Consider the following 12,554-nt stretch of genomic DNA (forward strand, 5'->3'; position numbering starts at 1 on the left):
GGTCTCAGGGGACCTGTTGGAGCCTGCGGCGCAGGTCGTCCGCGAGCTCGGGCGGGTCCCCCGCGCGCAGGGCGGAGAGTCCCGCCTCGAAGTCCGCGCGAGCACCGACGGAGTCGCCCATCCGTTCGCGCAGCACGCCCCGTTCGCGCAGCAGCTCCGCGTCCACTTCTTCGCCTTCCTGAGAGGCGAGCGCCTCGGTGAGGTCCTTCACGGCCTCCTCCAGTCGGCCTAGCCGTTCGCGCACCGAGGCGCGCTGGTGGAGCAGCCAGGGATTGCCGGGGTCCTCGTCGAGGGCGAGCGTCCAGTCTCGTTCGGCGGCGTCGAGCCGGCCGAGCACATCGAGGGACTCGGCGCGCTTCATGTGGAGGACGAGCGCCTTGCGGAAGCCGACGGCCTCGAGCGCGTCGAAATCGGCCACGGCCTCTGCGTGGCGGCCGAGCCGGGCCAGGGCGAGGGCCCGGTGCAGCTGTGCGGAGGCGTGGCCGGGCGCCATCTCCAGGACGCGCTCGAACCAGGGCAGGGCCTTGGCGGGGTCCCGGCCCCAGATGCCGAGCGTCAATCCCATCTCCAGCAGCACGCGCGCCTGCCTCGGGTACGTCTCCACGAGCTGGCGCATCCGGGAGAGCGCCTCCGTGTAGCGTCCACTTCGCCGCAGCCGGTCCACCTTGCGCAGCAGCTCGGTGAGCTCTGGCGGCCAGGCCTCGCGCCCCTTGCGCTCCGTCATTCCATTCCCTTCGTCACGGGCGCTCATCCTACGGCCCGGCTCAGCGGAGCGTCAGGTCCGGGATGGATCGCCGGTGTGTGACGTAGCTACCCGCGCGGCATCCGGGAGGCGAGCCACGCCTGGACGCGCTCGCGCTGGCGCGCGGTGCCCGGTGTGTCCAGGGCGCTCTCGGCCTGCTGCGCGAGCTGCCGGGCCCGCGCGGTGTCCCGGTGCGAGTCCCACAACGCCCGGGCCAGCGTGAAGCGCGTCTCGGCCAGCTCCGTCTGGGGCACGGCATGGGACTCGCGCAGCGACAGGGCCCGCTCCAGCGGCGCGAGCGCCTCGGTGGGACGGCCCAGCTTCAACAAGGCCTCGCCCCGGCCGGTGAGCGGCGCGGCCAGCTCCGGGTGTCGCGGCCCCAGGGCGCCCTCGCGCAGACGCAGCGCCCGCTCGAAGTAGCCCAGCGCCTCTCCCGGGCGCCCGGCGTCCACCAGCACCATGCCCAACGTGGTGCTCGGTACCGCCACGTCCGGGTGCTCCGGCCCGCGCGCCTGCTCCGCTGCATCCACCGCCAGGTGCAGCACCTGCCGCGCCTCGTCCGTCTTCCCGTCCCGCCACAGCGCCGCGCCCAGCGCGTCCAGCGCCTGCGCGCGGAACGGATGGCGCGGCGACAGCGTGCGCTCCACGATGCCCACGCCCTCCCGCAGCGGCGCGAGCGCCTCGGCGTTGCGGCCCAGCGCGCTCAGCGTGGTGCCGATGTTCACCAGCGAGCTGCCCACGCGCGGGTGCTCGGCGCCGAGCGACTTGCGGAAGGCCGCGTGCGCACGCTGGTACACGGCCAGGGCCTCCTCGTGGCGGCCCTGCGCCGCGAGTGCGTTGCCCAGCCGGCGCAGCACCACGGCCATCTCTGGGCTCTCCGGCGTGGACACCTTCTCCAGCGCGACGAGCGCGTTGCGTTGGGAGGACTCGGCGGCGGCGGCGTCGCCCTGGGCGGCGTACACCAGCCCGTGGGCGCTCTCGAGCTCGGCGAGGATGCGGCCGTGGCGCCGGGTGCGCACGAGCAGGGCGCGGGCCTGCTGGAACCAGTCATGGCCGTCCTTCACGCGGGCGGCGTCGTAGGCGACGCGCTGGGTGAGCGCCACCAGCGCCTCGGCGCGCACCTCGTCCAGCCGCACCTCGTCGGCCGTCCACGCCGCCTCCTTGAGGGTGTGCTCGGCCTCGGGGAGGCCGAAGCCCGCCTGCTGCTGGCCGAGCTCCAGCAGGGCCTCGGCCTCCAGGGGGCGGTAGCCCAGGACGCGCGCCTCGGCGGCCACGGGGGCCGTCACGGCGAGCCCGGCCGCGTACTGGCCGGAGATGCGCAGGGCGCGGGCGCGCGAGAGCGAGGCGCGCAGCTCCTCCACCCGGGCCGCCGTCTTCTCGTCCGCGGGGGCGGGGATGTGCGCGGCGAGCGGGTCCACCTCTTCACAGGGGCCGAGCTCGGGCAGGCCGCGCACGGCCTCCACGGAGTGCTCCACCACGGTGGCATCGGCCTCGGCGAGCACGCCAGTGAGGGCCTTCAGCTCCGAGCGTCGGCGCTCCATGCAGACGGTGCGTGCGGCGAGCAGCTCCTCGGAGGCCTGGCCGCGCACCCGCGTCGCCTCGCACGCCTGCTGCTGCCGCTCCACCCAGGAGGAGGCGTAGGTGTCGAGCGCGCCCTTCACCCCGGACCACGCGTCGGCCGCGTAGGGCTGGCCGGTGGCGAGGAAGGCCTTGCGCACGGCCTCCTGGCGCGGGGCGTCCCACACTCCGTCCATCCGCGCGGCCATGCCCTGGCAGAGGCCCTGGCGCTGGTGCCACTGGCCCACGGCGCCGGCCACCACGGCCACGAGGAAGGCCGCGGCCACCGCGACGAGCACCTGGCGCAGGCTGCGCGTGCGCGGGTCGTCGTGGAGCGCCTCGAGCAGCACTTCCATGGAGGCGTGGCGGTCCTGTGGGTGGAGGCTCAGGCCCTTGAGGACGACGCGGCGCAGCCAGCCCGGCACGCGCGAGTCGCGCGGCGGTGGGCGCAGGCGGCCCTCCAGCGTGGCGCGGGCGAGCGCGGCGGCGCCGCTGCCCTCGAAGGCGTGCTCCATGTACAGCGCGTAGTAGAGCGTGGCGCAGAAGCTGAACTGGTCGGCCCGGTCGGTGATGGGCTCCTGGCGGTACTGCTCGGGGGCCATGTAGCCGGGCGTCCCCATGATGAGGCCGGCGCGCGTCACCGGCGTCTCGAGCGGCTCCCGCGTGCGCAGGCCGGAGATGGAGCCGGACTCCTGGCCCGGAGGCGGCTCGGAGCGGAGGATTTCCGCCAGGTCCACCGGGACGGGAGCGCCGGGCGTCCCCGTCCCCTGCTCACAGGCGAGGCCGAAGTCATAGACGAGCACGCGCCCATCGCGGCCCACCATCACGTTGTCTGGCTTGAAGTCGCGGTGGACGAGCCCCGCGGCATGGGCGGCGGCCAGGCCCCGGCCGGCGAGCGTGAGCACGTGCACCACCTCGCGCCAGTGCCGCGGCTGCTCCTTGAGCCACTGGCGCAGGGTGCTGCCCTCCACCAACTCCAGGGCGATGAAGACCTGGTCCCCGTGCTCGCCGATGTCATACACGGGCAGCACGTTGGGGTGCGACAGGCGGGCCATGGACTGCGCCTCGCGCATCAGCCGCGGGCGGGCCTCGTTGCGCTCCAGCCCCTCGCCTCCGGGCAGCAGCAGCTTGATGGCCACCTTGCGGTTGAGCTGTGGATCAAACGCCGCATACACCTCGCCCATGCCACCGGCGCCCAGCCGCTCCAGCACCAGGTAGCGCCCCACCGAGGTGCCCCGGGGCATGGGCTCCGGCTCGGTGAAGAGGGCCGCCATGGGCTGGGGGGGACCCACTACGCGTGTGGGTTCGGCCTCGCCCTGACTCAGCATCGAGCGGGCGCGCTCCAGCTCCTGCTCCAGGACCTCCAGTGCGTCCAGCTCCGCGAGCGCGTCCGGCGCGTGACTGGAGCTACCCGCGCGGTCGTCCGGCGCCCGCTCACCCGCTGTTTCCGGTAGGGCGGCCTGCTGCTCCGGTTGGGACCGCTTCAGGCGCTCCACGTGCTTCCCCCTGACGACGTCAGGCCCTCGCTTGGTAGCGATAAGAGAATATTACAACCGCGAAAAAACTGAAAGGCTGTTGATTCGGGTCCTGATGGAACCGAGCGTTGTACACCGCAGTGCATCATGACCCAAAGAGACAGTTGCGTCTTGCAGCCGGGCGGGCGTGCCCCCGGAGGCACGCGAGGGTGCACGAGGAGGAGCGCGAGCCGAAGCGCACCCTACTTTTAACGAGAGGAGAAGGGGTGCGCTCGGAAGACGGGAGTGTGGCGGGGTGGGAGGAGCGCGCCGAGGACTGGGAGTGAGGAGAGGCGGAGATGGCGGCGCGCGGGTGGAGGGACAGCGGGTGGAGGTTCTTGTGGAGGGCGTTGGGCCACCGCAACTACCGGCTCTTCTTCATCGGGCAGAGCGTGTCGCTGGTGGGGACGTGGCTGACGCGGGTGGCGGCGAGCTGGCTGGTGTACCGGCTGAGCGGCTCGGCGCTGCTGCTGGGGGTGGTGGGGTTCTGCGGGCAGATACCGACGTTCGTGCTGGCGCCGTTCGCGGGAGTGCTGGTGGACCGGTGGAACCGGCACCGGCTGCTGGTGGTGACGCAGGTGCTGTCGATGCTGCAGTCGTTCGCGCTGGCGGCGCTGTCGCTGGCGGGAGTGATTGAGGTGTGGCACGTGGCGGTGTTGATGATGGTGCAGGGACTCATCAACGCCTTCGACGTGCCGGGGCGGCAGGCCTTCGTGGTGGAGATGGTGGAGGACCGGGCGGACCTGCCGAACGCGATTGCGCTCAACTCATCCATGTTCAACGCGGCGAGGCTGCTGGGCCCGTCGGTGGCCGGAGGGCTGATTGCCTGGGTGGGCGAGGGCGGCTGCTTCCTGTTGGATGGAGTCAGCTACCTGGCGGTGATTGCCTCATTGCTGGCGATGCGGATGACGTGGCGGGAGACGCATGAGACGCGGAGGGCGCTGCTCGAGGAGCTGAAGGAGGGCTTCGTGTATGCGTTTCACTTCCCGCCCATCCGGGCGATGTTGCTGCTGCTGGCGGTGGTGAGCCTGATGGGAATGCCCTACACGGTGCTGATGCCAGTGATGGCGTCGAACGTGCTGAAGGGAGGGCCGTCCACGCTGGGCTTCCTGATGGCGGCGACGGGGCTGGGAGCGCTGTCAGGAGCGGGGTATCTGGCGTCGAGGCGCACGGTGAGAGGGTTTGGGAAGGTCATCGTGGCGACGGCGTCGCTGTTCGGTGGGGGGTTGATTGCCTTCGCGCTGTCGAGGAGCGTGGTGCTGTCACTGGCAGCGCTGGTGGCGACGGGCTACGGGATGATGGTGACGACGGCGGCGTGCAACACCTTGCTGCAAACCATTGTCGAGGAGCGGATGAGGGGGAGGGTGATGAGCTTCTACGCGATGGCGTTCATGGGGACGGCACCCTTCGGGAGCCTGCTGGCGGGAGCGCTGGCGGCGCGCATCGGGGCCCCGGCGACGATTGCCGTGGGAGGGGTGGTGTGCCTGGTGGCGGCGGCGTGGTTCTACGTGAAGCTGCCATCGTTGCGGAAGCTCGTGCGGCCCATCTACGAGCGGCTGGGCATCCTCCCCGAGGTGGCCACGGGAATGCGGGAGGGCGCGACGCAGATGGACCGCGCGGAGGATTGAAACGGACTCAGCCTCCGTCCCGCGACTCCAGCGGTGAGGACGATGGTCCATCCTCGATGGGCTCATAGCCAGGGACGACACCTGGCCTTGCGGGAACGCCTCGATGGCCAGCGTCGGGGGCCTCCGGCGTGAATGGCTCCACGGGTTGACCATCGAATACACGTCGGAGGATGCGGCCATCCGAGCCAATGGCGTACTGCGCTCCGGAGTGCAACGCCATGACCTCCCTCCCGCAGCGGGCGGGGTCCTCATCGATGCGCACGAAGATGATGTCGCCCTGGCGGATGATTCGGTACGTGTGAGCGGCCTGAGTCTCCCAGCATGGAGGGTTCTTCGCGCTAGGCGGTAGGAAATCGTCGGCTGCGATCTGAATCGCGCGGAGCACCGTGCCATCCAGTTCGAATGTTTCGCCATCTGTTCCCACCCTGGAAGGGGCGTGCTCATAGAACTGCGGAAACTTGATGGACGGATCCTCTGCCAGTACGGCCTCGTTCTGGGGAGAGCAGCCGAACAGGGACATGAACGAGGAACAGGGACCGTGTGCGCAACCTGAAAGGAGGAGGCTCAGCACCGCGGCGAGAATCTTTACCGTCACGGAATGCATCTCTCCGTTTCTAGACCAAATCGAGCGCCGCTGCCTTCACGAAGGAGCCTGTTCGCTTCCCTCCTCCATCCGTGCGCCGAGGCTGGGAGCACCGCGCCCTGGCATCGGTAGCGCCTCCTCCGCCTCGAGCAGCGCGAGCAGGTTGCCTTCGATGGTGTCGCAGATGGGGCCGAGGGGCAGGTGGCTGAGGCTCTTCGGAGAGAAGGGATTCTCCAGCTCCACGGCGATCTGGTCGATGGCGAGAATCGGGAAGGCCACGAGCGCGGTCACCAGCCCGGGGAGCCACCAGATGGGCCCCACGACGGCGATGGGGAGCCCCAGCAGATAGAGCACGATGACGCGCCGCAGCTTGATGGTGTGGATGCGCGGCAGCGGCGTCTTGAGAATTCGCTCGCATCCGCCCACGTGGTCGATGAGCTGGGCGCGCTCGCGGTCGGCCGCGAGGAATGCGAAGCGGTCCATCCCTCCGTGCTCGACTCCCTCACGCAGCATACCTCCGAGGGTCTGGGCGACGAACGAGGGCATGTGCTGGGCGTGGGCGATGCGCTCCACCTCCGCCGCGTCCTGGAGCAGGGGGACCAGCTCTGGCAGCTCCTGCTCGCCGCGCAGGCTTCGCCGGGCCACATGGCTGAAGGCGGCCGTCCACCGCACGAACCGCTCCCGCCACTCCGAGTCCCGTGGGCCATACGTCAGCCCCGCGATGGCCAGGTTGCGCGACTGGTTGACGATGCCACCCCACAGCTTGCGTGCCTCCCACCAACGCTCGTAGCCCGCGTTGGTGCGCAGCACCAGCAGCAGCACCAGGAAGCCGGCGGTGAACTCCACCGCCCCTCTCTCCAGCGCCTCCCAGCCGAACACCGCGTGCACGCGCCCCACGAGTAGCCCGTAGAGCCCGAACAGGAGCACCCGTGGCATCACCAGCGGCGTCACCGTGCCGCGCCAGGTGAACACGTCCTTCCAGAACTGCCTCGCTCCCATCCACTGCATCCCGGGAACCGTAGGTCTCCCTCCCGGCCGCGACAACGAAGCCAGCAGGCCAGCGGGCGTCAGGTGCGAATCCCGTCGAGCGGCACCACCCATGGAAGGCAGGAGTCTGGATATGACCGTTGCTGGAATCGCTCCCGCCCCTCTGCCCGCCGACCAGGCACTCCAGCGCCTGCGCGAGGGCAACCGCCGCTTCAGCCAGAACGTCCGCAGCATGGAGGTCGCGGCTGGACAGGCCGCTCGCGCCGCGCTGGTGGCCGGGCAGAATCCGTTCGCCATCATCCTGTCGTGCTCCGATTCCCGCGTGCCGTCCGGCATGGTCTTCGACCAGGGATTGGGAGACCTCTTCGTCATCCGCGTGGCCGGGAACGTCGTGGCGCCCTCGCTGGTGGGGAGCGTCGAGTACGCGGCCGCCACCTTCGGGACCCGCCTGGCGGTGGTGATGGGCCACTCCCACTGCGGTGCCATCAAGGCCACGCTGGACTTCATCCAGCACGACGTGGATGCGCCCTCGGAGAACATCCACGACCTGCTGGACCGGTGCCGGCCCGCAGTGCAGAGCGTGGTGGAGGCCGTTGGTCCGGGCGTGGACAAGGAGCGTCTCATGCGCGAGTCCGTGCGCGCCAACGTCCGCCAGTCGTGCGCCCATCTGCGCCACGGCAGCCGCCTGCTCGAGCGGCTCATCCAGGAGGAGGGCATGTGGATTGTCGGCGCCGAGTACTCGCTGGAGACCGGCCTGGTCGACTTCTTCGAGGGACTCGAGCACTAACCTCGCGTCCAGGCTCCGGCTGACGGCCTACATGCCTCGCGGGACGGGTTGCGAAAAGCTCGCGCCCCTCCCAGGTCTCTCTCTCCTCCGTGGAGAGGTGAGGACGTCTGCCTATGTCCGTTGTGCGACTCCGGTTCGTGGCTGTCGTCCTTCTCCTCGGGCTCCTGGCTGATGCGAGGGATCAGGCCCTCCCGCCCCCAGCGGCTGGCGGGAAGATGCGGGTGGTCTTCCTCAACATGCTGGCACCGTACAATCCCATGCAGCGCAGCATCATGGACATCATGGATGCCGCGGCCCGGGATCTGGGCATCGACCTCGTCCAATACAACGCGGAGTACTGGCCGGGAGAAAACCTCGAGCTGGTACGCCGGGTGGTGAGCGGCTCTCCGAGGCCCGACTACCTCATCATTTCGATGCACCGCGGTATTGGTGTTCGCGTCCTCGAGCTCGCCGAGCAGGCTCACATCCCGGTGTTCGTCATCATCACCAGTCTGACCCCCGAGGAGCAGTCGCGCATTGGCGGACCCCGCGAGCATTTCAAGTCCTGGCTCGGCCAGATGGTGCCGGACGATGAGGCGGCCGGGTATCGGCTCGCCCACCTCCTGCGGGACTCGGCCCAAGGCCTGCCTTCCGGCTCGCCGGGAGGACGGAGGGGACTCGTCGCGCTCGAGGGAAGGGGCGATGCCTACGCGGTGGAGCGCTCCGAGGGCCTGCGCAACGCCCTGGACGGACTCGAAGGCGTCGAGTTCCTCCAAGGGGTCTACGTCATCGTCTGGGATCCGAAGATGGCCCAGCGCAGGATGTCCCTGCTGTTGCGCCGCTATCCGGAACTGCAGCTCGTCTGGGCCGCCAACGATGTCATGGCCTTGGGTGCCGTGCAGGCGCTGGAGGATGCGGGCCGCCACCCGGGAGAGGATGTCGTGGTGGGCGGCATGGGCTGGACACCGCAGGCCCTCCAGGCCGTCCGTGAAGGGAGGCTGGTGACCAGTCTCGGGGGCCAGGTCTTGCAAGGCGCATGGGCCCTGGTGCTCCTCTACGACTACCACCACGGCAGGGACTTCGCGTCCGAGCGGCTCGACTGGCACACGGACATGGTCGCCGTCACGCGCGACAACGTGGACGAGTACCTCCGCCTCCTCGGTGACCCGGCCTGGGCGGAGATCGACTTTCGCGCCTTCTCGAAGGTGGCCAACCCCACCTTGAAGCGCTACGACTTCTCCGCCCAGGCCTTGTTCAAGCAGCTGCGAAGCCGCTCACCCTCCACCCACCCCCGGCGCGCTCCCTGAGTACACGGTCACGGCCGCTCCGGCTGGCTTCCCGGGACTCGCGACACCGGCAGCTCCACCGTGAACGTGGAGCCCTCTCCTGGCTGGCTCTCGACGGAGAGCGTCCCTCCGTGTGCCTCCACCTGCTGTTTCGCGAGATAGAGGCCGATGCCCAGTCCCCCGTAATGCCGGTCCGACACGCCGCGCGAGAACCTGTCGAAGACGCGGGCCGCTTCGCTCTCCGACATCCCGAGGCCATGGTCTCGCACCACCAGACGCACCGACTCCGCACGCTGCTCCACGCTCACCTCGACGGGCTTCCTCTGTCCGAACTTCAGGGCGTTGTGCAGCAGCTGGGCCACCACCTGCTCGAGCCGGCGCCGGTCCCACTCACCCAGAACTGGTCCGTGCAGCTTCCGGACGACCTGGCTGCCGCTGGCGTTGAGCTGCTCCTTCATCGAATCGAGGACGCCCTCCACCACCGCGCACAGGTCGACCCGCTTGTGGTGCAGCTCCAACGGGTGTCCCGAGCCGAGGCTGGAGGCGTCGATGAGCTGGTCCACCAGCTGTCCGAGCCGCCAGGTCTGATGCTCCGCGGCGGTGATTTCACCGAGAAGCCACTCCGGGTCCAGGGGGGACCTGTCCCGAGCGCTCTTGCGCAGGATGCTCTGCAGGCGCAGCCGGAGCGGCAGGAGGGGCGTGCGCAGCTCGTGCGCGGCCAAGGACACGAACACATCCCGCAGGTGGATGGCCCGCTCCGCCCGTTGGTAGAGCCGCGCGTTCTCGATGGCGATGGCCGCCCGGCGCGCCAGCTCCTGGGCCAGCTCGAGGTCGGCGGCGCCATAGACCCGTCCGGAGGTGCTCGAGCCGAGCGTGATGGCTCCGAGCGGCTGCCCTCGGACGATGAGCGGAACCGCCAGGCAGCTGGTGAGCCCGATTCCCTGGAGGAGCCGGAAGTGCTCCTCGTCGGTGCTCAGCTCGCGCAGCTCGGCTTGTGAGACATGGGGGAGCAGGACCGGCGCTCCCGTCCTGAACACCGTGGCCGCTGGTGACTTCGAGTCCGCGCGAGGCGGGTAGCGCCGCCGGAGCTCATCCATCAGGGGCATCTTCGTCGCGTCGACGTACGCACCCTCCACGCGGCGGACCTCCTCTTCCTCGCGCAGGTCGATGATGCACCAGTCGGCCAGGGTCCGGACGCTCAGGGCGGAGATCCGCTGCAGGAGCTTCTCCAGGTCGAGCGACTCCATGAGGACCGCACCGGCCTCGGCCAGGAAGACGGAAGCCGACTCGGCCCGCTGGCGCTCGCGCATCTCCTTCTGGAGGGATTCGCGCATCTCGTTGAAGGCCGCGCTCACCTCGTCGAGCTCGTCGCGCGAGCCGTCGGGCGGGGGCTTACGCCCGAGCTCCAGGGGCTCATCCAGGTGCTTCACGTCCAGGCCGCGAGCGTACGCGGCCATGGTCGCCAGGTGCTGGGTCACCAGCCGCTGGAAGATGAACAGGACGAACAGGGCGACCAGAAAGGTTTTCGCCGCCTGGGTCATCAGGATGACGAGCGCCCGGCTGCGGAGCCGGGCGTAGATGTCCTCCAGGCTGGCCCCCACCTGGAGCAACCCCAGATACAAGTCCCCCCGGAAGAGCGGGAAGGAGTGCGTCAGCTCCCACTGCGCTCCGGAGGGACTGCCGGCCACGTAGCGCGTGCCGATGGCGCTGTCCACCTGCGCGAACTCGATGCCGGGGAGTGTCGTGATGCCCTGGAGTTGGACCTGGAGCTGGTCCTCGTCGAGCAACCAGATGCTCTCCCCGATGCCGGGGGCGTAGCTGGTGTGGATCTCCTCGAGCCGGTTCTCCAGGGCCCGGACGTCGCGGCGGTAGTCCGTGAGGAGTTGCACCGCCGTGGCGATGCAACTGATGACGGCACTGAAGAGCATGATGGAGACGAGCAACTGGCGGCCCAGCGGATTGCCTCGTCTCGGCCACCACGCGTGCACCATCGACACAGGTCCCCTGCTCGGCCACCGGAGGCGGAGCCTCCCTTTCCCTGTCGCTCCAGGGAGGGAGGTTGGGGTGGGCGCCCGTCCATCGCAGCCAGCCCCGTGGGCCGATGGAAGCGTTGCCGTTACGGCGCGGTCGCGGGCGGCTTCCAGATGAACACGTTGCGCGTGGTGCTGTTCACGACGACGAACACGTTGCGCGCGGGACTGTAGCGGAACCGCCCATAGGTGCCGTTCGAGGCCTGCGGGCCCGGGTCGTCGCCCGTGCCAGTGACCTCCACCCATCTGGCGGCCTGCAAATCCAGGATCGCCAGCTTGCGGCCGCCCGGATAGGCAACGAACCGGTCGAGCACCGGCGAGTACGCGAGTCCGGGCGCTCCGCCGACCGGTGCGCTCAAGCCGGTGGTGGTGACCGTGGTGTGGGTTTTCGACGCGTCATTCAGCGCGTAGGTCGACACGGTGGTTCCCTCGCGGACCAACGCGAGGATGTTGCGCCGGGTGTCCACGGCCGCGCCCGCGTAGTAGTAGCCCGCGCCGTCTGGAGCGTGTGCGGTCCAGGTGTTGGCGACCGGGTCGTACTCGTGAAGCTTCCGCGGTCCGATGTACCAGAGGTGGCCCTGCTTGTCGGCGGCGCTCGCGCCGTAGTCGACGACCGGGTTGTTCGCGCCGCGCACCCACCGTGCGGTCGCGAAGTCGAAGCCCATCACCCGCTGCGAACCGGACTGACCGCTGGGATAGGAGCCGACGGAACCGAGCACGTAGAAGCGGCCCGTCGCCTCGCTGAAGGCGATGTTGCCGTAGGTGTGCGCGCTGCGCGGCTGCTGCGAATCCAACTGCGAGCTGATGCTCGGGTCGTCGCACAGCTCGTGACGCACGTAGCCGGTGGGTCCCAGGCCCGCGTCGGGGATGTTCAGCGACGTGACGGATGGGTACAGACCGCACGTCTCGACACGGATGTCGCGCATCACCGGGGTGACGCTGTCGCCGGTCATGCCGGCGGGGAGGTCGGTCCAGCGCTTCCACTTCATCGACGCGAGGTCGAAGGTGAAGACGTTGTTGTACGGCGAGTCGTCATGGCCGCCGCCCCAGACGACCAGCCGGTCGCGAAGCGAGTCGTACGCTCCACCGCTCCAGGCGATCATCACCGATTCGCACTTGTAGCTGGAGTACGGCGGGGGGCAGACGTCCGCCATGTGCGTGTTGGGCAGCTCCTTCCAGGAGCCCTCGGGCATGGCGGCGATGATGGCGTCGATCGGCCCGGGTTCGATTCCTCCCGCGTCGGTGCCACCCCCGCCGTCCCCTCCGTCACTCGGCGAGATGACTCCCCCGTCGCCAGGAGGCGGCTCTTCGGCCGGCGGAGTCTTGTCGCAACCGGGAGCGAGGATGCCCCAGAGAAGTGCTACGACCGGAATGCAGACTCGAAGGTTTCGTTTCATCCCTCATCCTGGGCAGCGGCAGGTGTGAACGCAATCTTCGAGCCGCACCCCGCGTGGAACGCGC

At 69.7% G+C, this 12,554-nt stretch carries 8 protein-coding genes; 3 read left to right on the forward strand and 5 right to left on the reverse strand.

All coding sequences use genetic code 11. The annotated features are described in order from the left end of the window. Nucleotides 1-4: 4 nt before the first annotated feature. Together DAT35_RS54520 and DAT35_RS62265 are read right to left on the reverse strand one after the other, a co-directional pair. Nucleotides 5-724 (reverse strand): tetratricopeptide repeat protein, encoded by a 720-nt coding sequence (locus tag DAT35_RS54520; RefSeq protein WP_108077409.1) that lies wholly within the window; start codon nucleotides 722-724, stop codon nucleotides 5-7. Between the two features lie 86 nt (nucleotides 725-810). Beyond that, on the reverse strand, nucleotides 811-3,795 hold the full coding sequence (locus DAT35_RS62265) for a serine/threonine-protein kinase (protein WP_108077410.1): 2,985 nt from the start codon (nucleotides 3,793-3,795) through the stop codon (nucleotides 811-813). 317 nt (nucleotides 3,796-4,112) lie between these two features. Between DAT35_RS62265 and DAT35_RS54530 the strand changes: the two genes are divergently transcribed. Continuing rightward, complete coding sequence (locus DAT35_RS54530; RefSeq protein WP_108077411.1) at nucleotides 4,113-5,441, forward strand: MFS transporter; 1,329 nt, start codon at nucleotides 4,113-4,115, stop codon at nucleotides 5,439-5,441. 640 nt (nucleotides 5,442-6,081) lie between these two features. Here the strand turns inward: DAT35_RS54530 and DAT35_RS54540 are convergent. Next, nucleotides 6,082-7,023 (reverse strand): bestrophin family protein, encoded by a 942-nt coding sequence (locus DAT35_RS54540; protein ID WP_108077444.1) that lies wholly within the window; start codon nucleotides 7,021-7,023, stop codon nucleotides 6,082-6,084. Between the two features lie 121 nt (nucleotides 7,024-7,144). On the opposite strand from DAT35_RS54540, the gene DAT35_RS54545 reads away from it, so the two are divergent. Further along, entirely contained in the window at nucleotides 7,145-7,798 is a 654-nt protein-coding gene (locus DAT35_RS54545; protein WP_108077413.1) for a carbonic anhydrase, read from the forward strand. 113 nt (nucleotides 7,799-7,911) lie between these two features. Beyond that, nucleotides 7,912-9,084, forward strand: a complete 1,173-nt coding sequence (locus DAT35_RS54550) for an ABC transporter substrate-binding protein (RefSeq protein ID WP_108077414.1) — start codon at nucleotides 7,912-7,914, stop codon at nucleotides 9,082-9,084. A gap of 8 nt (nucleotides 9,085-9,092) precedes the next feature. Here DAT35_RS54550 and DAT35_RS54555 read toward each other — a convergent pair whose 3' ends face one another. Both DAT35_RS54555 and DAT35_RS59615 read right to left on the reverse strand, forming a co-directional pair. Then, nucleotides 9,093-11,054 (reverse strand): ATP-binding protein, encoded by a 1,962-nt coding sequence (locus DAT35_RS54555; protein WP_233262271.1) that lies wholly within the window; start codon nucleotides 11,052-11,054, stop codon nucleotides 9,093-9,095. A 125-nt stretch (nucleotides 11,055-11,179) separates the two neighbouring features. After that, nucleotides 11,180-12,490, reverse strand: coding sequence for a hypothetical protein (locus tag DAT35_RS59615; RefSeq protein ID WP_158502329.1), 1,311 nt, complete (start codon nucleotides 12,488-12,490; stop codon nucleotides 11,180-11,182). Nucleotides 12,491-12,554 lie beyond the last annotated feature (64 nt).

This window comes from Vitiosangium sp. GDMCC 1.1324 (assembly GCF_003044305.1).
Taxonomy (GTDB): Bacteria; Myxococcota; Myxococcia; order Myxococcales; family Myxococcaceae; genus Archangium.